Origin of the sequence: Polymorphospora sp. A560, from assembly GCF_045781765.1 — a bacterium.
In the GTDB taxonomy this organism is placed as follows: Bacteria; Actinomycetota; Actinomycetes; order Mycobacteriales; family Micromonosporaceae; genus Polymorphospora; species Polymorphospora lycopeni.
In genome coordinates, this window is the sequence record NZ_CP122282.1 from 2,896,015 (window position 1) to 2,920,606 (window position 24,592).

The window sequence follows — 24,592 nt, forward strand, 5'->3', positions numbered from 1 at the left end:
TGTGGACCTAGACAGCGACCCCATCCCGCCGCCGCCGGACGCTCACCACCAGCCCATGCCCCTGCCGTGCGGCGCCCCGTTCCCGTCCGGGCCGGGTGAACCGTGCCACCCCCTCCCAGTCCGTCGATCGAGGGGATCTGGCGGACATTCCGCCCCGCCGCGACCACGTTTGCTCCTTGATCGACGGGCCAGGCCCATCGCGGCCCCGCCACGCGGGCGCGGGAAGCCAGCCGTACCCCGTTCTCGCGGTGGTGCGTGGGCCGGGGCGTGGGCAGTGGTGTGCGTGGGCAGGGGGGCGCGGGGGCAGGGCGCATGGGGTCAGTCGGGGGACGGGTGGGTGTGTGCGGTGAAGTCGTCGAGCGACGGGCCGTGCAGCACGATGCCGGGTACCGGGTCGCGTAGCGCCGCCCGGACGAGCCGGTCGACCGGCAGCCGCCCCGCGGCGGCGGCCGCGGCCAGCACCACGTTGCCGTACCGCCGCCCGCGCAGCATCGTGCGGGCGGCGACCACGCACACGTCGCCGTAGGCGGCGCGCAGGGTGGCCGCCTGCACCCGGGAGAGGACCAGTGGAGGCAGGTCGGTGACGTTGAGGGTGTAGACGCCGTCGGGCGCCAGTATCCGGCGCAGCCCGGTGGCGAACGAGGCGGTCCCGACCCCGCCGGCCAGCCGGGCACCCCGGTAGACGTCGCCGACGACCAGGTCGAACGGCCCGTCGGCCGACCAGTCGACCACGTCGCGGGCGTGCCCGACGCGTATCCGGACGTCGTGGCCGGCGGGCAGCGGCAGGGTGCGGCCGACCAGTTCGACCAGGGCGGCGTCGCGCTCGACCACGAGTTGCGCCGAGCCGGGGCGGGTGGCGGCGACGTAACGGGGCAGGGTCAGCGCGCCGCCGCCGAGGTGCAGCACCCGCAGCGGCGCGCCGGCCGGGGCGACGGCGTCGACGACCGAGGCGATCCGGCGTACGTAGTCGAAGTGCAGGTAGGTCGGGTCGGTGCGGTCGACGTACGACTGGGGTACGCCGTCGACGAGCAGCGTGACCCCGGTCGGGCGCTGCGGGTCCGGCCGAAGTTCGGCCATCCCGAGGTCGACGACCTGCTCGACGCCGTCCTGCCGGGTCCGGCCCGTCCGTCTTCCCACGACGATGTACGGTAGCCGCCGGCCGGTCAGCGGGTGACGTGGATCGGCACGCTGGTGATCACCAGCCCGGGCCGGCCGCGCAGGGCCCGGCGCAGCCGGCGCGGGGTACCGCCGTGCAGCAGCCGGTGCCACCGCCGGCGTACCACGATCTCCGGCACCACGACCGTCAACGCGACGTCGGGGCGCAGTGCGCGCAGCGCCTCCAGATAGCCGACGAGGGTGGCGATGACCGCCCGGTACGGCGACACGACGACCTCGAGCCGCAGGTGGTCGCCCCACGCCTGCCATTCGGCGCGGAACCGGTCGGCTTCGCCGTCGTCGGGACTGATGTGTACGGCGAGGCACGGCTGTCCGAGCGAGGCGGCGTACGCCAGTGCCCGCAGGGCGGCCAGATCCAGCCGCAGCACCGGTACGACGACAAGGTGTCGCACCTGCCGCGGAACCTCCTCGGCCTCCGGCCCGGCCGCCCGGTCCGTGGCCGCCGCCCGGTCCGTGGATTCCGTCCGGTCCGCGGCCGTGTCCCCGTCGGGGGAGGAGCCCGGCCCGGGCGGTCGCGGCGTCAGCGCGGCCCGTACCGCGTCGTAGTGTGCCCGGATCCGCAGCGCCCCGAGGACCAGCAGCGGGATGGCGACCACCACCACCCAGGCGCCCTCGGTGAACTTGGTGACCGCCGCGGTGACCAGCACCAGCGCGCAGGCCACCGCACCGGCGGCGTTGAGGGCCAGTTTGCGGGTCCAGTGCCGCCCCCGGTGCCGCCGCCAGTGCACGACCATGCCGACCTGCGACAGCGTGAAGGCCAGGAACACCCCGACGGCGTACAGCGGGATCAGCGATTCGGTGTGTCCCCGGAAGGCGACGAAGATGAGCGCCGACGTGCCGGCGAGCAGCAGGATGCCGTTGCCGAACGCCAGCCGGTCGTCCATGTGCAGGAAGCGGCGGGGGGCGTAGCCGTCGCGGGCCACGAAGAACAGCAGCCGGGGCAGGTCGTTGAACGCGGTGTTCGCGGCGAACATCAGGATCAGCGCGGTGGCCGCCTGGACGAGCAGGTACCAGGGGCCGGTGGGGAACGTGGTGCGGGCGAGTTGGGACAGCAGCGTCTCGTCGGCGCGGGGCACCAGCCCGTTGAGGTGGAACAGCACGATCAACCCGGCGAACAGCCCGACCAGCATGAAGATCATCCAGGTCAGCGTGGTGCGGGCGTTGCGCCACTCGACCGGGCGGAAGATCGGCACCGCGTTCGAGATCGCCTCGATCCCGGTCATCGACGTGGCGCCGGACGAGAACGCCCGCAGGACCAGCAGCAGGCCGAGCCCTTCGGCGGCGGCGACCGGTGGCGGCGGCACCGGTGTGAAGCCGCGCCCGGCGGCGTCGGCCAGCCCGAACGCGACGAGCGCGCCGATCGCGAGGACGAAGATGTAGGTGGGTGCGGCGAACAGGTTGCCGGCGGCCCGGATCCCGCGCAGGTTGCCGGCGACCAGTACGCCGATGAACAGCAGCCCGAGCGGCACGGTGAACGGGGCGAGGGCGGGGACCGCCGAGGTGACCGTGTGCACGCCGGCCGCGACCGACACGGACACGGTCAGGATGTAGTCCGTCATCAGCCCGACGCCGGCGGTGAGGCCGGCCCGGTGGCCGAGGTTGTCGCTGGCGACGAGGTAGGAGCCGGCGCCGTGGGCGTAGGCCGGGATCGTCTGCCGGTAGGAGACCCCGACCACGATCATGAGGCCGATCAGCGCGGCGGCCAGCGGCAGCGACAGGCCGAGGGCGGCGGTGCCGGCGAGCGCCAGCACGGTGAGCATGGCCTCGGGGCCGTACGCGACCGAGGACAGCAGGTCGGAGGAGAGCACCGGCAGCGCCACCAGCTTGCGCATGCGCTCGCGGACGAGGGCGGTGCTGGCCAGCGGCGGGCCGAGGACGAGCCGGCGGAGGCGGACCAGCGCCCGGCCGGCCGCCGAGTCGGGCGCGGGGGCCGGCGTGGTGGTCACCAGCTCGTCACGTCCGGGGTGGTCCGGCGCGGCCCGGAAGAGCCGGATCGGCGCCAGCCGGGCGAGCCGGCTGGGTCGGGTGTCGGGGGCGAGGCCGAGCGCCGGGTCGACCGGCATGGGGGCGTCGCGGCCGGCGCGGCCGGGGACGGTGGCCGTCCACTGTTCGCCGATGCGGTGCAGGGCGGCCCGTTCGTTGTCGGTCAGGGCGGGAAACTCGGCGTCCGGGTTGAGCGGGCTGGCGGCCGGGGCGTTCCCGTCCCGCCCGTCGCTGCCCATCCGACCGCCCCGCGTCCGTGTCCGCCCGCCGGCGGCTCGCGTACCCACGGGCGCGCGGAACACACCGCCGGAACGCGACGGGCCCGCGCCGGGGATCGGCGCGGGCCCGTCGTCGTCCGGCGGTCAGCTCACGGTGATCGTTCCGTTGCCGGAGCGGACGCAGGCGACCGTACGGTTGGCGGTCGCCGCCGCGCCGGAGAGGCACTGCCCGAGTACGGCGTGTCCGGCGGCGTTCGGGTGCCACGACTCCTGGCAGGTCTGGAAGTACGTGACGCAGGCGTTGGCGATCCGCTGGATCGCGATCTTGTCCTTGCCGGAGAGGCTGGTGACGAAGGACCCGGTCGGCCCGTCCATCAGCCGGATCGGCGTGGCCAGGGTGCCGGTCGGGCTGCCCGTGTTCTCGCACAGCCGGGCGCCGTCGAAGGCCCGCTGCACGTTGAGGTAGACCAGGTCGGCGCCGGGGAACTCGGCCGACAGCGTGGTGTGCGCCGAGCGGACCAGGTTGCCGAGGTTGCCGGAGAAGATGTGGCCGGCGGACAGGCTGGCCCGGTGGATCGGGCAGCCGGCGGCGTACCGTACGGCGCCGAGGTCGCGGAACTTGTCCCGGCTGTCGTCGCGGCCGTCGGCCTTGTGGTAGGCGGAGTTCAGGTCGAACGGCAGCGGGTTGGTGTAGTCCTGGAAGACCACCCGGTGCTGCCCGTCGGCGTCGATCTCGGCGAGCGTGGTGAGCAGGGCCCGGATCGCGGTGGTCGTCTCGGCCGCGGCCGCGGCCATCTGGGCGTCGGTGGCCAGGTCGCCGGAGGCGCAGGGGGCCTGCTCGACCGGGCCGCCGAGGTAGGCCCAGAACTCCCACCAGCCGGTCCAGGCGTCGGCGATGAACCGGTTGGCGCACTTGGTCGCCACGTCGCCGAAGGTGAACGAGCTGTTGTTGGAGCCGAGCCCGATCAGGACCAGGTCGATGTCGTGGGTCTGCCCGACGGCCCGCAGCTGGTCGAGCTGTGACTTGACCGTACGGCCCTTGTCGCGGGTGTTGGACGCGCTGGTGATGTCGTACGGGCGGCCGCCGGAACAGGCGAGGTTGAACCTGGCCTGGATGCCCGGCAGGTTCGCCTGGTGCAGGGAGGCGTTTGCCGAGCGGTGGCAGAAGTAGGCGTTGCTGTTCGGCGCGGACCAGCCGGGGAAGTTCTGTGCGACGCCGTTGACGTCGGCGACCGGGGCGTAGGCGCCGGCGCCCTCGCCGCTGACGAAGCTGTCGCCGAGCGCGACCGCCGCGGTGGGCAGGCTGGCGACCTGGGCGGGTGCGGCGGACGCGGGTGGACCGCCGACCAGGGCCACCGTGATGAGTATGGCGGCGGCGATCGCTGTGCGACGAAACATCGAGGGATCTCCAATCCAGGCATCGAAACGTGAAAGATTCTCCGCAATTGCGATCAGATCATGCGTGGCGAACATCGTCAATGGCTTGCCGTCGCTGGTAAAGGCGGGTGTCGATGCGGGTCGGTACGGTGCCGGCCAGCCGGGACCGGGGGCTAGGCTGTCCGCCTTCGAATGTGGATGGAGGCCGTGGTGTTCGAGTTCCGGTCCGGTGCCGCCCGCGACAGGTCCCGCTCCGCACCACCGTGGGATCGCCGCCTGCGCACGGCCGCCGCGGTGCTGGCCGTACCGCTGGTGTTGACGGCCTGCGGCACGGCGGAGGCCGAGCCGCCGGAACCGGCGGAACTGGTGGAGGAGGCCGTCGTGAAGTCCTCCGAATACCACCAGCACCTGCTCGCCGGCGACGTCGTCTACAGCCTGCGGACCACCGGCGACCTCGCCGCGCACGACCTGCCCGGCGGCGCGCAGCGGTGGACCGCGTCGGTCCGCGACCTCACCGGACCGAGCGGCTCCTCCAGCGAACTGGCGATGACGGCCCGCGCCGGGCTGCTCGTGGTGACCGGGCCGGAGGGCACGACCGTCCACGACGCCGCCACGGGCCGTACCCTGTGGACCGGCCCGGACCGGTTCGAGCGGTTCACCGCGACGACGGGCCTGGTGTCCGCCCCGATTCCGGCCGACGTCGAACTCGACAACGACGGGCGCGGGATGCACGCCGTACGGGCGGTCGACCTGGCCACCGGCGCCGAACTCTGGACCTCGCCACCGGTGTACCACTGGGCCCCGCCCCCCGCAGCCGACGTCGTCGCAGTGTGGACGGAGGACCGGTCGGTCGAGACCCGCGACGCCCGCACCGGCGCGGTCCGGGGCCGCCACGACGCCACCCCGGGCGGGCCGACCCCGATGCCCGTCGTCGGCGCCGGCCTCGTCGCCGTGCAGGAGGACACCGCGGTGACCGGGTACGACCCCGACACCCTCACCCCGCGCTGGCGGGCCGCCGTGCCGGCGGGCGTACGGGTCGTCGGCAACTGCGGCACCTACCTGTGCCTGCTCAGCGGCGGCACCGAGACCGGATTCCTCGACGCCGGGACCGGCGGGCCCGTCGGTGGCACACTCCGGTTCGGTCTGCCGCTCGACTGGTCCGGGCACGTGGTCACCGACCCGGCGGCGACCGGCCAGCGGGCGATCGTCGACCCGCGCACCGGCGACGCCGCCGTCGACCTGACCGACTGGCCGGTGGTGAGCGCGCCGACCCGGACCGTCGCCCCGCTGGTCGCCGCCCGCGACGCCGACCCGGACGGCGGCATGGTCATCGCCGTCGTCCAGCCCGGCGAGACCTCCGCGCGGGAGTTCAAGTCGGTACCGTACAAGCTGGTCGACTGCTATCCCTCGGAGACGCACGTCGCCTGCCGGACCGATGCCGACGAGCTGCGGGTCTGGCGCTACCGCTGATCACTGCCGGTGCCGGCACCGAGATCGACGGAGGTGCGGCGATGACCGTGATCGAACTTGGGCTGCGGGAACACGAGCCGGAGGCCGAGCCGTCCCGGCCCTCGCGTGCGCGGCAGTTCCGCACCGCCCTCGCCGTGGTGGCCGTGCTCCTGGTCGGGCTCGCCGCCGGATCGGCACCCCCGGTGCGGCCGCGGCTGACCGAGATCGCCGTCGTACCGACCGCCCCGGCCTACCGGCACGTGCTGGCCGACGGCGTGCTGTACAGCCTCGGTGCCCAGTACGGCGAGACGTCACGCACCCTGAGCGCGCACGACCTGCGCGACGGATCCGTACGGTGGCAGGTGCCGGCCGGCGACAACATCCTCGGGCGGGCCGGACTGTGGGTCAACCTGTTCCTCCAGGTCGACGGTGACTGGGTCCTGCTGAACAACGCCGACTCGACGATCGGCGTCGACACCGCCACCGGCCGGACACTGTGGACGGCCCGGCACCGGATCATGCCGACCGGCACCGACGGCATCGGCTACAGCAGCCGGCCGGTGCTGGCGGGCGGGGACGGCGCGCCGGTGGTCGCCCCGGTCGGCGACTATCCGGAGGAGGACCTGCGGGTCCTGCTGCGCGGCTTCGACCTGAGTACCGGAACCGAGCTGTGGGTCTCGCCACCGGTCCGGTTCGGGGAGGCACTGCCCGGCGTGGACGGGGCGCTGCTGGTCGTCACCGCCGAGAACCGGGCGGAGGTGTGGGACGCGCGCACCGGGGCGGTCCGGCAGCGGATCACCGGCCCGGGCGTCCGGACCCGTGCCGTCACCACCGGCGGCGGGCAGATCTACGTCACCGACGAGACGTCGACCCTGACCGCGTACGCCGCCGACACGCTGGAGCGGCGGTGGCGGGTACCGGTGCCGCACGGCAACGGCGAGGGCATACCCTGCGGCCGTTACGTCTGCTACTGGCAGTCCCCCACCGAAGGACCGGGGCGGGGCAACACGATCCTCCTCGACGCCGCCGACGGCCGGCCGGTGGGCGCCATGGTGGACGGCTGGCTCGCCGAGGAGAGCGGCGGCCACCTGATCAAGCGCGACGAGAACGGCGTCCCGGTGCACACCGTCGACCCGGCCACCGGCCGTACCCTGATCGACCTGACCGGCTGGCCGGACCCGGTCTGGTCGGACGAGCGGTCACCGCTGCTGCTGAGGCGGAGCGGCGACGGGCCGCGGCAGTGGTTCGGGGTGCTCGAGCCCGGCGACACCCGGGTCAGCCTCCTCGGGTCGGTGCCGCACCAGTCCTACCGCTGCCAGTCGTCGGCCACCCACGTCGCCTGCCAGACCGCGCCGGAGGAACTACGCGTCTGGCGCTACCGCTGAGTCCGGCGCCGACGCGCCACGGCCCGCTACGCTACGCGCCGGCGTCCGTCACGGTCGGGGAGGTTCGGTGTCCACGGTGATCGACCTCGGGGTGCCCGCCCTCGACGGGGAGCGGCCCGCGCCGGCCCGCCGGCCGGCCGCCCACCACCGGCGTACGGTGCTGGCGGGGCTGACCGCGCTGCTGCTCCTGGTGACCGGTGGCGCCGAGCCGCCGGCGGAGCCGGCGCTGGTCGAGGTGGCGGTGGTGCCGACCTCGCCGATGCACAACCACACCCTGGCCGGCGACCGTCTCTACAGCGCCGAACTCGACCCGCGCCGCGGCGGGCGCGTCGTCACCGCCTACGAGCTGGGCGACGGCGCGGCGCGCTGGACCAATGTGGTCGAACCGCCGGCCGGCGCCGACAGCCTCGGCCTGGACATCGAACTCGCGGTCTGGCCGACGGGTGAGCAGCTCCTGGTCAGCAGCCACGACGGCACCTCCGGGCTCGACCCGGCGACCGGCGAGGTCCGGTGGTCGACCCGGCCGGGCATCCTGGACCACGGCGGTCACGGGGTGGGGCTCAGCCTGGCACCGCCCACCGACCCGGCGGTCGCCCCGGGCGACGGCCGGGGGCAGGTGCTGCGCGGTGTCGACCTGGTGACCGGGGCGGAACTGTGGACGTCGGGACCGATCGGGTCCGGCCGGTTCCTCACCGGCGCGACCGGGGCGCTTCTTGTCGTCGAGACCGTCGACCAGGGCGTCGAGGTCCGCGATCCACGCACCGGAACGGTCCGGGCCGCGCTGGGTGCCGAGCCGGGACGATGGCGAAGCGTCGCCGGCAACGTCGACGACCTGCTCATCGTCGTCTTCCTCGGCGAGGTCACCGGGCACGCGGTCGACACCCTCGACACCCGCTGGAGCTTCACGTCGCCGTCCGGGCGCGGTGTGACGACGGCCTGCGGCCCCCACGTCTGCGTCCGCGGCGACGGGCGGCTGACGCTGCTCGACGCCGCCGACGGCACGGTCCTCGGCGGCATCCCGCGGACCGGTAGCCCCCATTACCGGGCCGGCCACCTGCTGATCCGCGACGGGGCGGGAGACGGCGGGACCATGCGTTCCCTCGCCCCGGACGGCCGTACGCTGATCGAGATGCCCGGCTGGGTGGAACTGGCCGAGTCACCGGCGACGGCTCCGGCGGTCCTGATCCGCCGGGACGGCGACGGGCATCGGTCGTCGTTCGCGCTGCTCGAACCCGGCGCGACCGCCCTGCGCTTCCTCGGCACGGTCCCGTACCCGGTGCACGACTGCCGGTCGACCCCGACCCACATCGTCTGCCAGGTCGGTCCCGACCGGCTGCGCGTCTGGCGCTACCGCTGAACCCGCCGCCGGACGGATCCGCGCGGAACGGCGCGATCATGCCGACGGGTCGGGCAGGGTGGCAGGCGGGGGAGGGGCGACGCCCGGCTCGGCAGACCGGACGACGCGATGACGGAAGCAGGCGACGACCGGCCGAGGGCGTCGGTGACCCACCTCGCGGTCATCGCCTCCTTCGGCCTGGTGGCCGGGGTGGTGGCGGCGGTGTTCCACTCGCCGCTGCCCGCCCCGCTCGTCGGCTGGGACGTGACCGCCGCCGTCTACCTGATCTGGGTCTGGTCCGCGATCTGGCGGATGGACGCGGCGAAGACCGCCCGGTTGGCGTTGCGTGAGGACCCCAGCCGGGGCGTCACCGACGTGCTGCTGCTCGCCGCCTGTGTCGCCAGCCTGGTCGCGGTCGGGTTCGTGCTGGTCGACGCGAGTGCCCGCGACGGCCGGCTCACCAACCCGTACGTCGCGGCCGGGGTCGGCAGCGTCGTGCTGTCCTGGGCCGTGGTGCACACCGTCTTCACCGCCCGCTACGCCCGTCTCTACTACACGGGGCCGGACGGCGGCATCGACTTCCATCAGCGGGAGGCGCCCCGCTACGCCGACTTCGCCTACGTCGCGTTCACCATCGGCGTGACCTTCCAGGTGTCCGACACCAACATCACCGACAGCGAGATACGTGCCACGGCGCTGCGGCACGCGCTGCTGTCGTACCTGTTCGGGGCGGTGATCATCGCGGCGGCGATCAATCTGATCGCCGGTCTGGCCCGGTGAGGCCGCCGACCGCGCGGTACCCGGCGGGCCCGCCGCGATCGGCTAGGCTCGGCGCTGCCCCGACGCGGACGCCCAGGTCATCGGCACAGGTGACGGTGCGGGCCGGCGCGGCGGGGTGGCCGGCGCCGGTCGGAGCCGCCGGCCGGCGGGACGACCGGAGAGGGCTACGTGACCGACGACCGATGGGCCACGCGGGACGATCCATGGGCGGATCGGGGGCCGCAGACCTGGGACCCGGGCACCGACGACCGTACGCCACGCCAGCGTCGCGCCGAGCCGCCGCCGGCCGCCGCGCTGGCCGGTGAGCCGGCCGGACCGGGCTGGCCGCAGCCCGCGGCGCCCCCGCCGACGGCGGGCATCCACATCCGCCGGCCGGCCACCCCGCCCCGTCGGACCGGTCCGGGCCGCCGGTTGCCGAGGACCGGCAGCCGGTTCCGGCCGGTGGTGGTCAGCCCGACGCGCCGGCGCCGGTCGGTCACCACCACCACGGGCCGGCCGGGCCGGCGTCGGCACACACCCGCCGGGCGGTCTTCGCCATCCTGATCCCGGCGGCCGTGGCGACCCTGGTCGGGCTGCTCGTGCTCTGGCCGGGCGACCGGGCCACGCCGGCCGCCGCCGACCCGACCGAACGGGCGTACGGCGAGGTCGTGCGGGTGGTCGAGGAGCCGTGTCCGGAGGGCGACCCGTCGGTCGGGGAGTCGACCGAGGACCCCGGCGGGCTCGCCGGCTGGCCCTGCGGCACCGCCGACGTACGGGTCACCGAGGGCGCCGGCACCGGCCAGACCGCCACCGTCGAGTTGCCCCGTGGACCGGGTGCGCCCGGCGTGGCCGTTGGTGACGACGTCGTGCTGCTGGTGCTGGAGGGGATGGTGCCGGGCAGCGTCGCCTACACCATCACCGACCACCAGCGGGGCCAGCCGATGATCTGGCTGGTCGCCCTGACCGCCGCCGTGATCATCGGATTCGGGCGCTGGCGGGGGGTCAGCGCCATCGCCGGGCTCGTGGTCAGTTTCGCCGTCCTGCTGCTGTTCGTCATCCCGGCGATCCTGGCCGGCTCGTCGCCACTGCTGGTCGCGGTCGTCGGCGCCGCGACGATCATGTTCGCGGTGCTCTACCTGACCCACGGCACCAGCGTGCACACCTCGGTGGCGATCCTCGGCACGCTCGCCGCCCTCGTGCTGACCGGACTGCTCGGCGCCGGCTTCACCGCGCTGACCCAGCTGACCGGGATCGGCAGCGAGGAGAGCGCCTACCTCGCGGTGATGCAGGGCAACGTCGACATGCGCGGTCTGCTGCTGGCCGGCATCATCATCGGCGCGCTGGGCGCCCTGGACGACGTGACCGTCACCCAGGCGATGACGGTCGCCGAGCTGTCCCGGCACCCGATGTCCCGGCGGGACCTGTACCGGGCGGCGGCCCGGGTCGGGCGGTCGCACGTCGGGTCCGCGGTCAACACGCTGGTGCTCGCGTACGCCGGCGCGTCCCTGCCGCTGATGCTGCTGATCGCCGCCGGCGGCCAGGACCTGGGCAACCTGCTCACCAGCGAGTTCATCGCCGAGGAGATCGTCCGCAGCGCGGTCGGCACGATCGGCCTGGTGGCCGCGGTGCCGATCACGACCGTGCTGGCGGTGCTGGTGGCCGAGTCCCGCCGTACGAAGGCCGTCGCCGGCACCTGAGGCACCGCCATCTGAGCGCCAGCGGGGCCGTCCGGACGTGACGGCCCCGCTGGCACTCGGTCGCCCTGCGGGGCGCCGGGCGGTGCCCCGTGTCTGTCGACAGTGGTCGGTCGGCGTGTCGATGGCGGCCGATCAGGGGTGGCAGCGCGCGGAGGGTCCGGGCACACTGCCGAGTGCTTTCGTCCGGTGCTGGCAAAGATCGTTTACGGGCGTACGTCAATCCTCCGGACACCTTTTGTTTCTTTCCAGAAGGAAGCAATCGGAGTCCGGGCGGGGCGGTCATCAACGCCGTCTGCCGCCCGGCATCCCCCGGAGTGCGACGTTCGTCCTGTTCAGTAGCGTGGCACCGGCCGTTCGAGATCAACCCGTGACTTGACGTCCATAGTTCGTTCGCCGTAGGAAGAAAGTGTGACCGACGTGGTGACTCCACCAAGCAGCCCCGTGAGCCGGGAACGGGCGCGTGAGATCAAGCGGATTTCCGTGATCTCCACCGCCCGGCAGGTGCGCGTGCTCTCCCGTGCGGAACTGACCGAGCTGACCGGGCTCAGCCCGGCCACGCTGACCCCGCTCGTCCGCGAGCTGATCGCCGAGGGCTACCTCGTCGAACGGGGCACCGCCGCGTCGCGGTCGGGCCGGCCCCGGACCATGCTCGAATTCAACCCGCGCGCCGAACTCGTCGCCGCCGTGTCACTGGAGTCCTCCCGGATAAGTTGCGAGATCGCCGACAGCGACGGCGCGGTCATCGCCCACCGCACCGCCCGGCTCGGCGCCGACGTCGTCGAGACCGTCTGCGCGTTCGTACCCGAACTGGTCGGCGCCGCCCTGCCGTCGCTGCGGGGCGTCGCCATCGCCGCGCCCGGCGTCTCCTCCGACGGCGGGGTCCGGCTCGCCCCGTCGGTCGGCCTGGTCGAGGACCGGCCGATAGGAGAATCGGTACGGCAGCGGCTCGGCGTGCCGGTCGTCGTCGACAACGACGTCAACCTGATGGCCGCCGGCGAACACGCCGCCGGCGCCGGGGCCGACGTCGACGACCTGCTGCTGCTGCACGTCGCCGACGGGGTCGGCGCCGGCCTCATCCTCGACGGGCGGGTCCGCCGGGGCGCCGCCGGTGCCGCCGGCGAGGTCGGGTTCCTGCCGCTGGACGGCGAGGAGCGCGGCTTCGACGGCGTCGGCCCGTTCGAGGCCCGCTGGTCGGAGAACGCCATCGCCGAGCGGGTCGTGGCGTTGCGTCCCGGTCGCCGTCCGGCCGAGGCCGTGCGTACCCTCGTCGAACTGGCCGGCAGCGAGCCGGCCGCGGCCGACTACCTGGCCGAGGTCCTCGAGGCCTGGGCCCGCCTGATCGTCTCCTGCGTCTGCGTGGTCGACCCCGGCCGGGTGCTGCTCAGCGGCGCCGCGGCACAGCTCGACGACGCCGCGCTCGACCGCCTGCAGGACCTTGTCGCCACCCGTGCCCCCGCGGCGACCGACGTACGCCGGGCCGTGCTCGGCGACCGGGCGGTCCTGCACGGCGCGGTCAGCTACGCGCTGTCCGCCGCCGCCACCCACCAGTCCTCCCCGTCGTAGTTCCCATCCCCGCTAGTTCCCTTCACCGGAGGTTCCCATGAGACGTCGCCTAGCTCTGGCCGGCGCGCTCGCCGCGCTCATGACCGTCACCACGGCATGTGGTGGCGGCGGGGGCGACGACGACACGTCGTCCGGCTCGGTCGAGAACATCGTCATCTACACCGCCCGTGACAAGAAGGTCACCGACTTCGTCATCGAGAAGTTCACCCAGGCCAACCCCGAATACCAGGGCAAGGTCGAGGTCCTGAACATGGGCGCCCAGGAGATCCTGGAGCGGGTCCGCGCCGAGAAGGCCAACCCGCAGGCGGACGTCTGGTGGGGCGGCACCCAGCAGGGCCTGTCGGCCGGCGCGGGCGAGGACCTGCTCGCCCCCTGGCAGCCCACCTTCGCGCAGGGCATGGACGCCAACTACAAGGACGCCGAGAACCGCTGGTTCGGCGAGATCCTGCTGCCGCAGGTCATCGTCTACAACAACAAGGCGGTCACCCCGGAGCAGGCGCCGAAGGACTGGGACGACCTGATCACCCCGGCCTGGAAAGACAAGATCATCATCCGGGACGTGCCGGCCTCGGGCGGCATGCGCTCCATCTACTCGTCGATGATCCAGCGGTTCTCGCCGGACGGCTCCAACCCGCAGCCCGGCTTCGACTGGCTGCTCAAGCTCGACGCCAACACCGCCGACTACGCCGCCAACCCGGCCGACCTCTACCTGAAGCTCTCCCGCGAGCAGGGCGTGGTCAGCGCCTGGAACCTCCAGGACGTGCTGCTCCAGGCCAACCAGTCGAACATGCCGTTCGGCTACGTGATGCCGGCCTCGGGCGCGCCGATCCTCGTCGACGGCGTCGCCGCGGTCAAGGGCGGCAACAGCACCGGGGCCCAGAAGTTCCTCGAGTTCATCTACGAGGACGGCCTGCGCGCCGACCTGGCCCGTGACTACTTCCAGATCCCGGCCGTCGAGATCGCCGAGCAGCCGCAGTGGCTGACCGAACTCGACCTCAAGCCGATGAACGTGGACTGGTCCGTGGTCGCCGCGAAGGAAACCGAGTGGATCAACCACTGGAACGCGGAGATCAAGAACAAGGGCTGACGACCGGTACGCGGCCGGGCCCGGCACCGGCCCGGCCGCGCACCACCCGCGCCCGCTCCCATCGCGGGGCCCCCACGCACATCCCGAAAGGCACATCATGATCGATGTCACGCTCGAGTCGGTGAGCAAGCGCTTCGCGCGCGGCGGCGACGTGGCGGCGGTCGACGACGTCGACCTGACCATCGCGGCCGGCGAGTTCTTCACCCTGCTCGGACCCAGTGGCTGCGGCAAGACCACCACGCTGCGGATGGTCGCCGGCTTCTACTTCCCGACCTCGGGACACATCCGCTTCGGCGGCGAGGACGTCACCCGCCGGCCGCCGAACAAGCGTGACACCGGCATGGTCTTCCAGAACTACGCGCTCTTCCCGCACATGTCCGTCGCGCAGAACGTCTCGTACGGGCTCAAGATCCGCAAGGTGGGCCGGGCCGAGTCCGCCCGCCGCGTCGAGGAGGCACTGGCCCAGGTGCACCTGGGCGGCTACGGCACCCGCCGCATCGACGAGCTCTCCGGCGGCCAGCAGCAGCGGGTCGCGCTGGCCCGCGCCCTGGTCATCCGTCCGCGTACCCTGCTGCTCGACGAGCCGCTGTCCAACCTGGACGCGAAGCTGCGCGAGGAGACCCGCGCCGAGATCCGCCGCATCCAGCGCGACGCCGGCCTCACCTCCATCTACGTCACCCACGACCAGGCCGAGGCGATGGCCATGTCGGACCGGATCGCGGTGATGGAGTCCGGCAAGGTCCGCCAGGTCGGCAGCCCGCAGGAGATCTACCACCGCCCGGCGACCACCTTCGTGGCGCGCTTCATCGGCCGCAGCAACGTGCTGTCCCTGCCGGTCCTCGGCGCCACCGACACCACCGTCGACGTCGGCCTGCCCGGCGGCGGGCGGGCCACCGCCAAGGCACCCGAGGGCCACGGGCTCACCGAGAACGACACCGCCCTGGTCTCCATCCGGCCCGAACACGTCGCGCTCGCCCGCCCCGGCGACAAGGACACCCTGCCCGGCCAGGTCACCGACGTCGAGTTCACCGGCATGTCGACGAACCTCACCCTCGACGTCGCCGGCACCACGGTCAACGTGTCGGCCATCGACGTACCCGCCACCGTCGCGGTCGGCGACCGGCTCGAGGTACGGCTGCCCGCCGACCGCATGTGGGTGGTTCGGCCGTGACCTCGACCACCCTCGGCGCCCGTGCCGCCGTCCTCACCGGGCGGCTGCGCGGCGGATCCAGCGCCGGCTGGTTCCCGTACCTGCTGGTCCTGCCGCTGGCCCTGGTCCTGTGGGGCTACGTCGTGCAGCCGATGCTCGCCACCTTCGGGGAGAGCGTCGCCGAGGACGGCGCCGGCAACTACCTCAGCTTCCTGGGCAGCGCGGGCGTCGCGCGCGCCTCGCTGTTCACCTCGCTCGCCATCTCCGCCGCCAGCGTCCTGCTCTGCGGCATCGTCGGCGTCGGCATGGCGTTCCTGCTCAAGCGGTTCACCTTCCCCGGCCGGCGGCTCATCGAGGCGATCATCCTGGTGCCGGCCGCGCTGCCGCCGCTGATCGGCGCGATCTCGTTCCAGCTCCTCTACAGCGAGACCGGCATCCTGCCCCGCGGCCTGCAACAGCTCTTCGGCACCGCGAGCCCGCTGCTGGCCTTCGACGGCATCGCCGGCGTGCTCGTGGTGCACACCTTCACCATGTACCCGTTCTTCTACCTCGCCGCGTCCGCCGCGCTCGCCGGCATGGACCCGTCGGTCGAGGAGGCCGCGTACAACCTCGGTGCCAGCCGGGTCCGGGTGTGGCGCACCATCCTGCTGCCGATGCTGACCCCGGCCCTGGTCAGCGGCTCGCTGCTGGTCTTCATGACGTCGCTGGCGTCGTACACCGCGCCGCTGCTGTTCGGCGTCGACCAGACGATGACCATGCAGATCTACATCAACCGCACCAACGGCGACCTGCCGATGGCGTCCACGTACGCCTCGGTGCTCGGCATCGTCTCGATCGTCTTCCTGCTCGGCATGCGCTGGTACGAGGGGCGGCGCAGCTACCGCTCGATGTCCAAGGGCATCGCCGCCCACCGCCGCGAGATCACCAACCCGTTCGGCCGCTGGCTGGCGCTGCTCGGCTCGCTGCTGGCCACCGTCGTCCTGCTCGCCCCGGTCGCCACGATCGCGCTGGTCGCCTTCTCCCAGGACGGCTCGTGGACCACCGAGGTGATCCCGAGCGTCTACACCACCGAGAACTTCGTCGCGATCTTCACCGAGCCGCGGTCGTTCCAGCCGATCCTCAACTCGCTGCAGATGAGCGCGCTGGCCACGGTCGGCTGCATCGTCATCGGCGTGCTCACCGCGTACGCCGTACGGCGGCTGAAGTTCTTCGGCCGTGGCCTGCTCGACGTCGCCGTCATGATCGCCTGGGCGCTGCCCGGCACCGTCGTGGCGATCAACCTGATCTCGGCGTTCAGCACCGGCAACGCGTTCAGCCTCGGCCAGGTCCTCGTCGGCACCTTCTGGATCGTGCCGCTGGCCTACTTCGTCCGGTTCCTGCCGCTGGTGTTCCGGTCCAGTTCGGCCGCGCTGGCCCAGCTCGACCCGAGCATGGAGGAGGCCGCCCGCAACCTCGGCGCCACCTGGTGGCGGGCGTTCCGCACGGTCACCCTGCGGCTGATGCTGCCCGGCGTGTTCGCCGGTGCCCTGCTGGCCTTCGTGCACGGCGTCGGCGAGTTCGTCGCCTCGGTGCTGATCTACACCTCAAGCACCACGCCGATCTCGGTGGCGATCAACAACCGGATGTACTCGTTCGAGATGGGCACCGCCGCCGCGTACGGCATGCTCCAGGTCGCCCTGATCTTCGTGGTGATGCTGGTGTCCGGCCGGCTGGAGAACGGCGGCCGGCGCACCTCCCGGGAGGCGACGCAATGGGTGAACTGATCCACGTCAGCCGGGTCCCCGGCGGCGAACTCGCCGACGTGGCCGCCACCGCCGACTTCGCCGTGCTGCCGGTCGGCGCGGTCGAGTGGCACGGGCCGCACCTGCCGCTCGGCACCGACCTGATCCTCGCCGAGGGCTTCGCGAGGAGCACCGGCGGCGACGGCCGGCGCGGGGTGCTGTTCCCGGCGGTGCCGTACACCGCCTGCCCCGGCCAGACCCGGCCCTGGCCGGGAACGATCGCGATCCGGCCCGAGATCGCGGTGGCGTACCTGTGCGACGTGCTGGAGGGCATCGTCGCCGCCGGGTTCCCCCGGGTCCTGGTCGTCAACGGGCACGACGCCAACATGTCGACGGTGCGGGCGGCGATGGAATGGGTGTCCGGCCGGCGCCGGGCCAGCCTGCTGCTGGCCAACTGGTTCCAGCTGGTCACCCCGGCGGAGACCACGCAGATCTACGGCGAGCTGCCGGCCCGCGGGCACGGCGGCGCGTACGAGACGTCGGCGGTGCTCGGCTTCGACCCCGACGCGGTACGCCCCGACTCCGTCACCGACCTGCCGCCCCGGCCGAAACTGGCCACCGCCCACCCGTACGTGCTGATCGAGTCCCGCCCCAATCCCTGGGAGGGCTGGTCCGGCCACATCTCGCTGGCCACGCGGGACACCGGCGACCGGGTCCGGGAACTCGCCGCCACCCGGCTGACCGAGCTGATCGACGCCTGGCTCGCCGCCCCGCTGCCGGCCGAACCCGACGCCACCCCGCTGGCGGAATCCGGACCACGATGAGTTCCGTCCGAAGCAGGGAACGAGCGATCGACGTAGTCGATTTCCATCTCCACCTCGGCATCCAGGACGACCCGGTCATCCGCTCCTGCGAGGACGCCGCCGGCATGCACCCCGGCGGCGAGCACGAGCGGTCGGTCCGCGCCGCCGCCAACGCCCCGTACGCGGCGGCGTGGCGGCGGGCGTGGGCGTTCCCGGACCCGGAACCGCCCGCCGACCGGCTGGCGGAGGCCGACCGGTGGGCGGACGAGCTGCGCGCCCAGGGCGTACGCCGGGCGGTGTTCGTCACCGGCGGCGGCAACGACGCGCTCGCCGACGCCGTCGACCGGCATCCGGACCTGTTCCTCGGCTTCGCCCACCACGACCCGTTCGCGCCCGACGCGGCCGCCGAGCTGGAGCGGGCGGTGACCGTACGCGGGCTGCGCGGCCTGAAGCTGTTCGCGCCGCTGCTGCGCGGCCCGCTGGACCACCCCGACCTGGATCCGGTGTGGCGTACGGCGGACCGGCTGCGGGTGCCGGTCCTGGTGCACGTCGGCCACTACGGCAGCGCGGGCGGGTTGTCGTCGAGTCCGCACGACAGCCCGAACCACCTGGCCCGGGTCGCCCGGCGGTTCCCGGAGCTGCCGTTCGTGGTGCCGCACTTCGGGGTGCAGCACGTGCAGGAACTGCTCTTCGCCTGCTGGAGCTGCCCGAACATCCACGTCGACACGTCGGGTTCCAACCAGTGGGTGCGCTGGATGCCGTACCGGCTCACGCTCGACGACCTGTTCCGCCGCTGCTACGAGACGATCGGCCCGGGGCGGATCGTGTTCGGCAGCGACTCGTCGTGGTTCCCGCGCGGCTACGTCGGCCGCTACCTCGACGACCAGTTACGCATCTGCCGGGAGATGGGGATGCCCGAGTCCGACCTGCAAACGATCTTCGCCGGAAACGCCGTACGGCTGCTGGGTCTGCCGACCTAGCCAGCGACCGCCGGGTCCGCCCGGCGCGACGAACGAGGGATTGTCATGAGCCTCAACACCTACCAGCAGCACCATCTGCGTGTCGCGTTCGAGCACCACGCGAGTCACCTCTTCGGTCCGATGGTGCGGGCCAGCCAGGCGCACGTGGTCATGCTCGCCGAGCGGGAGCTGATCCCGGCGGACCGGGCGGCCCTGCTGTTGCGCGGCCTCGGGGAGCTGCGCGGCGACGGCGGGGAGCCGCTGGTGTTCGACGGCAGTGTCGAGGACGTCTACTTCACCGTGGAGAAGCGGCTGGCCGCCGCCTGCGGTATCCCGACGTCACAGCTCGACGTGCAGATGGCCCGCAGCCGCAACGACCTGGACGCCGGGGTGTTCCGGATGGTGCTGCGGGAGCAGTTGCTGCGGGTCGTCGACCGGCTGCTGGCCACCGGGGTGACGGCGCTGGAGCGCGCCGACCGCTACGCCGACGTGGTGATCACCGGCTACACGCACCGCCGGCCGGCGCAGCCGACCACGATCGGGCACGCGCTGGCCGGGTACGCCGAGGCGCTGGCCGGCCAGGCGGTCGCCTACGCCGACCTGCTCGACCAGATGAACCGCTCGCCGCTGGGCTCGTGCGCGTTCGCCGGCACCGACCTGCCGATCGACCCGCCCCGGCTCGCCGAGCTGCTCGGTTTCGACGGGCTGGTGACCAACTCGTACGAGGCGGTGGCCGGCGCCGACCACCTGGTGCGGGTCGCCACCCTCAACGCGCAGGCGCTGGCGACCGGGGCCCGGCTGGCCCGTACGTTGATGGACTGGCTGAGCTGGCGCTGGGTGAACACCCCGGAGGGCTTCACCCAGGGCAGCAGCATCATGCCGCAGAAGCGCAACCCGGTGGTGCTGGAACACCTGGTGTCGATGGCCGGTGCCGCGGCGGGCGACGCCGCGTCGGTGCTCAACAACGTCGGCGCCGCCTGGTGGGAGGACTCCAACAACGCGACCACCGACGTGCAGACCCGGCTGTGGGACAGCGACGACCGCACCGAGCGGTTCTTCGCCCTGCTCGGCGGCTTCCTGGCCGAGCTGACCCCGCTGGAGCCGCCGGCACCGGCGGAGATCGTCGCCTCGGGCGCGACGACCACGGCAGCCGCGGACGCGCTCACCCGGCACGGGGTGCCGTTCCGGGCCGCGCACTCGGTGGTGGGCCGGCTGATCCGCGGCGGTGGCCCGGACACCTGGACCCCGGAGCAGGTGCGGGCGGCGGCGGCCGACGTCGGGGTGCCGGAACCGCTGGATGACGGCGCGGTCGCCGACCTGATCGCCGCCGCCGTACGCCCCGAACTGGTCCTCGACCGGGCCCAGGCCGACGGTCCCGGTGTCGCCGCCGTACGTGCCCAGGTGGCCGTGGTCCGTACGACGCTCGACGGCGTGTCGGCGCGGGTGGCCGGGCTGCGGGAGCGGCTGGCCCGGGCCGACGAGGCGCTGGACGCGGCCGTGGCCGGACGGGTGGGCCGGTGACCGTCCACAGTGGCCCGGTCGTCGACAGCCGGCCGGAGCCGGTGCGCCCCGACGCGCGGCGGCTGCTCGGCATCGACTTCGGCGGCACCAAGATGGCGGTCGCGGTCGCCGACGCCCAGGGCCGGATCCTGCGCTCCCAGCGGGTGCCGACGCATGCCGGGCGGGGCGCCGCGCAGGCGCTGGACCGGGCGCTGGAGCTGGCCGGCCGGCTCGTCTCGGACGTCGGCGGCTCGCTGGCCGCGGCCGGGATCGCGTCGCCCGGCGTGGTCCGTGACGACGGCATCGACCTGGCCCCGAACGTGCCGGGCTGGGAGCGGCTGCGGCTGGCCGACGCGGTCCGCGCCGCGCTGCCGGTATCCCTGGTCGAGGTCGGCAACGACCTCAACGCCGCCGCCCTGGCCGAGTTGCGCCTCGGCGCGCTGCGCGACGCCGACCCCGGGCTCGTGGTCGGCCTGGGCACCGGCGTCGCGACGGCGCTGACCGTCGCCGGGACCGTGGTCGCCGGGCACCGGGGCGCGGCGGGCGAGATCGCGTACGCCGTCACCGGCGCCGACTGGCCCGCCGACCCGCACGACGTGATGCTGGAGGCGGTCTTCTCCGGCCGGGCCCTCGATCTGTTCGCCGCCGATCTCGGGCTGACCGGCGGGGCCGAGGAGTTGTGCCGGCACGCCGAGCGGCCGGGGCCGGCCCGGGTCGCGCTGCTCGCCCGGGTCGACGAGCTGGCCCGCCACCTGGCCACCTGCTGCCTGCTGGTCGACCCGCGGCGGGTCGTGCTGGTCGGGGGAGTGGCCCGCAACGACCTGGTCCGTGAACTGCTCGCCGAACGGCTGACCGCGGTGCTGCCGCACCGGCCGGACGTGGTCCTGTCGACGTTCGCCGACGACGCGGCGCTGCTGGGCGCGGTGACGATGGCCGGCGAGGCGCTGGCCGCGCACCGCTGACGCCGGAAACCGGCGGGGCACCGACCCCCGCACAGCGCACGGGCGCGGCACCGAACCGGTGCCGCGCCCGTGGCGGTATGGGGTGGATCAGATGTTGTTGATGATCGACATCGAGGCCTCGTGCTGGGTGGCCAGCATGTCCGAGACCGCGGCGGCGTCGTAGTACCCGCCGGACTCCACCGGCGCGCTGTCCGACGAGTAGTCCGCCGTGTAGTCCGGGGCGGCCTCGGTGGTCGGCTCGGTCGGCGCGACGTCGTAGGTGCCGACGCCCTCCTCCCAGACCTGCTCGGCGACGCCGTCGCCGTCCTGGTCGTAGGTCATGACGTCGATCAGGCCGTCACCGTCGGTGTCGGCACCGGCGATGATCCCGCCGTCCGGCAACTGCTCGTACGCGACGATGTCCTCGACGCCGTCACCGTTGACGTCCTCCATGAAGACCTCGGACATTTCACTTTCTCCTTTTTCGGTTCCCGCTCTGTGTTGACGGCAACGCTAGGTCATGATCCGTCGGTTGGACTCCCACTTTGATGCCAACCCGACAGCGGCGGTTCCAGCCCCGTACCAGCGATTCGCGGGTCGGGCGGACGTCCCGGCCCGGCGCGGCGATGCCGCCGGTTCGGCCGCCTGATCTTCGCCGGCTGGGCCACGATGGCCGCAGGGGGTGGTGAGATGACGAACGCGATGGGCGTGGCCGTCCTGGACCTGGTCAAGCGGGCGGTCGGCGAGACGACGGCGGGCACGGTGTTCGGTGAGCCGGTCACCCGCGGTGACGTCACCGTGATCCCGGTGGCCCGGGTCAAGGGGCACGGGGGTGGTGGCGGTGGCGGCGGCAACGCCGATCCCGCGGCCGCCGGTCAGGCCAAGCAGGGCAACGGGTCGGGGGGCGGACCGGCGGCGCACGCGGGCGGTGGCTCGGGCGCCGGGATGCGGTTGTCGGCGCGCCCGATCGGGGTGTTCGTGCTGCGGGACGGCCGGGTCCGCTGGCATCCGGCGCTCGACCTGAACAAGGTGATCCTCGGCGGCCAGATCGTCATGGTGGTGGCGTTGCTGACCGTACGGGCGGTCGTGCGGGCCCGGCACTCCTAGCACATCGAGGGGGCGTGGCGGCGCCCTGCCGACCGCCGGTGTGCTGTGACGTTGGTTATCAACCGGGGATCCGGGTAGCCGACGGCGGCGGCCGCGACCTAGCGTTCGCGGTGAACGGCATTCACTTTAGGCAGTCCGTGCCATCGCACTCTCATCGCGACCGGGGGACGGGGCGTGTTCGCTTCCTGGGGATCATTCACCTACCGCCTGCGCTGGACCGTCCTCGCGGTCGTCGCCGTGGTGGTCGTCGGGTCCGGCATCTGGGGGCTCGGGGTCTTCAACCAGCTCACCGAGGGCGGCTACATCGACCCGGGCAGCGAGTCGGCCAAGGCCGCCGCCGCGGTCGAGTCGGCGCTCGGCCCGCAGGGCGGCGACGTCGTGGCCATCCTCACCCCGGAGTCCGGCACCGTCGACGACCCCGGCCTGGCCCAGCGGGTGACCGCCCGGCTCGACGCGCTGCCCGACTCGGCGGTGCTCGACGTCAGCAGCTACTGGCAGACCGGCGCTCCGCAGCTGGCCACCCCCGACAAGACCAGCGCACTGGCCGTCATCACGCTCGCCGGCGACGACGAGAACGCCAAGCTCGAGTCCTACCGGGCCATCAAGGACGAACTGGCCGTCGACGGGGCCAGGACGCAGATCGCCGGCAGCGGGCCGTTGCAGGACTCGACCTCCAACCGGTCCAAGACCGACCTCACCCGCGCCGAACTCGTCTCGCTGCCGATCGTGCTGATCCTGCTCGTCCTGATCTTCGGCTCGCTGGTCGCCGCCTCGCTGCCGGTGCTGGTCGGCGGCCTGGCCGTGCTCGGCTCGCTCGGCATCCTGCACGTCGTGGCCCTGGCCACCGAGGTCAACTCGTTCGCGGTCAACGTCGCCAGCCTGCTCGGCCTCGGCATGGCGATCGACTACGGCCTGTTCATGGTCGGGCGGTTCCGCGAGGAGATGGCCGCCGGCCGCTCGCCCGAGGTCGCCGTACGGCACACCGTGGCCACCGCCGGCCGTACCGTGATGTTCTCCGCGACCCTGCTGATCATCGCGCTCGCCGGCCTGCTGCTCTTCCCGCAGGGCTTCCTCAAGTCGCTGTCGTACGGCGGCATGGCGGCCGTCGCGCTCGCCGCGGTCGTCTCGCTGACCCTGCTGCCCGCCCTGCTGGGCATCCTCGGACCGCGCGTCGACAAGCTCGCCGTACGGCTGCCCCGGCGCCGGGCGGCGGCCGGCGGAGGCGGCTGGGCCCGGCTGGCCGCCGTCGTCATGCGCCGCCCGATCCTGGTCGCCGCCCCGATCCTCGCCGTCCTGGTGCTGCTCGCGCTGCCGATCGGCCAGGTCCGGTTCGGCGAGGTCGACGAGCGGGTGCTGCCGGCCAGCGACCCGGCCCGGCAGGCGATCGAGACGCTGAAGACCGAATTCCCGGCGATGAGCGGCAACGGCGTACAGGTGGTGCTGCGCGGCACCGGCGGCACCGCCCCCGACCAGGCCGCGACGCAGGCGTTCGCCGGCCGGGTCGGCGCCGTCCCGGGCGTCGAGGCGGTCAACCCCGGTGGCGCCGGCGGCGGCCTCGTGGTGCTGACGGCGACGCTGGCCGACCGCGACCCGCTCAGCGACACCGCCCGGGACACCGTCGCCGACATCCGCGCGCTGACCCCGCCCGCCGGCACCGACCTGCTGGTCGGCGGCACCACCGCCCGCAACGTCGACAGCCTCGACGCCACCATCGCCAAGCTGCCGCTGATGGCGGGCCTGCTCGCCGGTGCCACCTTCGTGCTGATGTTCCTCGCCTTCGGCTCGATCCTGCTGCCGATCAAGGCCATCCTGATGAGCGTGCTCAGCCTGTCGGCGACGTTCGGCATCCTGGTCTGGCTCTTCCAGGAGGGGCACGGCGAGAGCTGGCTGCGGGTGACCCCGGCACCGCTGGAGGTCGGCATCGTGGTCCTCATGGCGGCGGTGGTGTTCGGCCTGTCCACCGACTACGAGGTGTTCCTGCTGTCGCGGATGGTCGAGGCCCGCGCCAAGGGGGTCAGCACCGTCGAGGCGGTCACCACCGGCCTGGTCCGCACCGGACGGGTGATCAGCGCCGCCGCGCTGCTGCTGGTGGTGGTGACCGGGGCGTTCGCGTTCGCCACCGTCGCCATGATGCGGTTCATCGGCGTCGGAATGATCATCGCGCTCGTGCTCGACGCGACCGTGGTCCGGATGCTGCTCGTACCGGCGGTCATGCGCCTGCTCGGCGACGCCGTCTGGTGGGCGCCCGGACCGTTGCGCAGGCTCCAGCAGGCCGCCGGTCTGCAGGAGTCCGACGAGATCGGGACGGCCGACAAGGAGTACGCCCTGCGCTGACCTGCGCCGGTTCACCCGTCCGGTTGCCGCCCATGACGGCGGGAACC

19 protein-coding genes are annotated in these 24,592 nt (G+C 73.3%); 15 read left to right on the top strand and 4 right to left on the bottom strand.

Translation table 11 applies throughout. The features are described from left to right. Window positions 1-318: 318 nt before the first annotated feature. The 3 genes from QCD66_RS13065 to QCD66_RS13075 all read right to left on the bottom strand — a co-directional run bounded on the left by QCD66_RS13065 (window position 319) and on the right by QCD66_RS13075 (window position 4,775). Window positions 319-1,137 (bottom strand): spermidine synthase, encoded by an 819-nt coding sequence (locus tag QCD66_RS13065; RefSeq protein ID WP_375734879.1) that lies wholly within the window; start codon window positions 1,135-1,137, stop codon window positions 319-321. A gap of 26 nt (window positions 1,138-1,163) precedes the next feature. Next, window positions 1,164-3,398 carry an APC family permease gene (locus QCD66_RS13070; protein ID WP_375734878.1) on the bottom strand — a complete coding sequence of 745 codons (2,235 nt, stop codon included), beginning with the start codon at window positions 3,396-3,398 and terminating at the stop codon, window positions 1,164-1,166. 123 nt (window positions 3,399-3,521) lie between these two features. Next, window positions 3,522-4,775, bottom strand: coding sequence for a hypothetical protein (locus QCD66_RS13075; RefSeq protein ID WP_364217691.1), 1,254 nt, complete (start codon window positions 4,773-4,775; stop codon window positions 3,522-3,524). Window positions 4,776-4,964: 189 nt separating this feature from the next. On the opposite strand from QCD66_RS13075, the gene QCD66_RS13080 reads away from it, so the two are divergent. The 13 genes from QCD66_RS13080 to QCD66_RS13140 all read left to right on the top strand — a co-directional run bounded on the left by QCD66_RS13080 (window position 4,965) and on the right by QCD66_RS13140 (window position 21,125). Next, window positions 4,965-6,224, top strand: a complete 1,260-nt coding sequence (locus QCD66_RS13080) for a PQQ-binding-like beta-propeller repeat protein (protein ID WP_375734877.1) — start codon at window positions 4,965-4,967, stop codon at window positions 6,222-6,224. A 41-nt stretch (window positions 6,225-6,265) separates the two neighbouring features. Then, the gene (locus QCD66_RS13085) at window positions 6,266-7,588 is read left to right on the top strand and encodes a PQQ-binding-like beta-propeller repeat protein (RefSeq protein WP_375734876.1); all 1,323 of its coding nucleotides are present in this window, start codon (window positions 6,266-6,268) and stop codon (window positions 7,586-7,588) included. Between the two features lie 67 nt (window positions 7,589-7,655). Continuing rightward, a complete protein-coding gene (locus QCD66_RS13090; RefSeq protein ID WP_375734875.1) occupies window positions 7,656-8,945 on the top strand; it encodes a PQQ-binding-like beta-propeller repeat protein in 1,290 nt (429 codons plus the stop codon). A 108-nt stretch (window positions 8,946-9,053) separates the two neighbouring features. Continuing rightward, the gene (locus QCD66_RS13095) at window positions 9,054-9,704 is read left to right on the top strand and encodes a DUF1345 domain-containing protein (protein WP_375734874.1); all 651 of its coding nucleotides are present in this window, start codon (window positions 9,054-9,056) and stop codon (window positions 9,702-9,704) included. Between the two features lie 554 nt (window positions 9,705-10,258). Then, entirely contained in the window at window positions 10,259-11,380 is a 1,122-nt protein-coding gene (locus QCD66_RS13100; protein WP_407567141.1) for a YibE/F family protein, read from the top strand. A gap of 441 nt (window positions 11,381-11,821) precedes the next feature. After that, window positions 11,822-12,943, top strand: coding sequence for an ROK family protein (locus tag QCD66_RS13105; RefSeq protein WP_357534773.1), 1,122 nt, complete (start codon window positions 11,822-11,824; stop codon window positions 12,941-12,943). A 37-nt stretch (window positions 12,944-12,980) separates the two neighbouring features. Next, window positions 12,981-14,030 (top strand): extracellular solute-binding protein, encoded by a 1,050-nt coding sequence (locus QCD66_RS13110; RefSeq protein ID WP_364217703.1) that lies wholly within the window; start codon window positions 12,981-12,983, stop codon window positions 14,028-14,030. Window positions 14,031-14,151: 121 nt separating this feature from the next. Continuing rightward, window positions 14,152-15,201, top strand: a complete 1,050-nt coding sequence (locus QCD66_RS13115; RefSeq protein ID WP_364217705.1) for an ABC transporter ATP-binding protein — start codon at window positions 14,152-14,154, stop codon at window positions 15,199-15,201. Further along, window positions 15,198-16,943, top strand: coding sequence for an ABC transporter permease (locus QCD66_RS13120; RefSeq protein WP_375736218.1), 1,746 nt, complete (start codon window positions 15,198-15,200; stop codon window positions 16,941-16,943). The genes QCD66_RS13115 and QCD66_RS13120 overlap by 4 nt, the downstream gene beginning before the upstream one ends. Then, on the top strand, window positions 16,931-17,725 hold the full coding sequence (locus QCD66_RS13125) for a creatininase family protein (RefSeq protein WP_364217709.1): 795 nt from the start codon (window positions 16,931-16,933) through the stop codon (window positions 17,723-17,725). The genes QCD66_RS13120 and QCD66_RS13125 overlap by 13 nt, the downstream gene beginning before the upstream one ends. Continuing rightward, window positions 17,722-18,684 carry an amidohydrolase family protein gene (locus QCD66_RS13130; protein WP_375736217.1) on the top strand — a complete coding sequence of 321 codons (963 nt, stop codon included), beginning with the start codon at window positions 17,722-17,724 and terminating at the stop codon, window positions 18,682-18,684. The genes QCD66_RS13125 and QCD66_RS13130 overlap by 4 nt, the downstream gene beginning before the upstream one ends. A gap of 45 nt (window positions 18,685-18,729) precedes the next feature. After that, a complete protein-coding gene (locus QCD66_RS13135; protein ID WP_364217713.1) occupies window positions 18,730-20,184 on the top strand; it encodes a lyase family protein in 1,455 nt (484 codons plus the stop codon). Further along, window positions 20,181-21,125, top strand: a complete 945-nt coding sequence (locus QCD66_RS13140) for an ROK family protein (protein ID WP_375736216.1) — start codon at window positions 20,181-20,183, stop codon at window positions 21,123-21,125. The genes QCD66_RS13135 and QCD66_RS13140 overlap by 4 nt, the downstream gene beginning before the upstream one ends. A gap of 87 nt (window positions 21,126-21,212) precedes the next feature. Here QCD66_RS13140 and QCD66_RS13145 read toward each other — a convergent pair whose 3' ends face one another. Further along, window positions 21,213-21,572 carry a hypothetical protein gene (locus tag QCD66_RS13145; RefSeq protein ID WP_357534786.1) on the bottom strand — a complete coding sequence of 120 codons (360 nt, stop codon included), beginning with the start codon at window positions 21,570-21,572 and terminating at the stop codon, window positions 21,213-21,215. Window positions 21,573-21,794: 222 nt separating this feature from the next. Here QCD66_RS13145 and QCD66_RS13150 point away from each other — a divergent pair, with 222 nt between their 5' ends. Continuing rightward, entirely contained in the window at window positions 21,795-22,211 is a 417-nt protein-coding gene (locus QCD66_RS13150) for a sporulation protein (RefSeq protein ID WP_357534788.1), read from the top strand. A 174-nt stretch (window positions 22,212-22,385) separates the two neighbouring features. Then, window positions 22,386-24,545 carry an MMPL family transporter gene (locus tag QCD66_RS13155; protein ID WP_407567142.1) on the top strand — a complete coding sequence of 720 codons (2,160 nt, stop codon included), beginning with the start codon at window positions 22,386-22,388 and terminating at the stop codon, window positions 24,543-24,545. The last annotated feature ends 47 nt before the right edge of the window (window positions 24,546-24,592 follow it).

Coding starts and splice junctions, on each gene's coding strand:
- QCD66_RS13130 (WP_375736217.1), top strand. CDS start 17,722: ATGAGTTCCGTCCGAAGCAGGGAACGAGCGATCGACGTAGTCGATTTC.
- QCD66_RS13125 (WP_364217709.1), top strand. CDS start 16,931: ATGGGTGAACTGATCCACGTCAGCCGGGTCCCCGGCGGCGAACTCGCC.
- QCD66_RS13070 (WP_375734878.1), bottom strand. CDS start 3,398: ATGGGCAGCGACGGGCGGGACGGGAACGCCCCGGCCGCCAGCCCGCTC.
- QCD66_RS13095 (WP_375734874.1), top strand. CDS start 9,054: ATGACGGAAGCAGGCGACGACCGGCCGAGGGCGTCGGTGACCCACCTC.
- QCD66_RS13145 (WP_357534786.1), bottom strand. CDS start 21,572: ATGTCCGAGGTCTTCATGGAGGACGTCAACGGTGACGGCGTCGAGGAC.
- QCD66_RS13150 (WP_357534788.1), top strand. CDS start 21,795: ATGACGAACGCGATGGGCGTGGCCGTCCTGGACCTGGTCAAGCGGGCG.
- QCD66_RS13110 (WP_364217703.1), top strand. CDS start 12,981: ATGAGACGTCGCCTAGCTCTGGCCGGCGCGCTCGCCGCGCTCATGACC.
- QCD66_RS13085 (WP_375734876.1), top strand. CDS start 6,266: ATGACCGTGATCGAACTTGGGCTGCGGGAACACGAGCCGGAGGCCGAG.
- QCD66_RS13075 (WP_364217691.1), bottom strand. CDS start 4,775: ATGTTTCGTCGCACAGCGATCGCCGCCGCCATACTCATCACGGTGGCC.
- QCD66_RS13135 (WP_364217713.1), top strand. CDS start 18,730: ATGAGCCTCAACACCTACCAGCAGCACCATCTGCGTGTCGCGTTCGAG.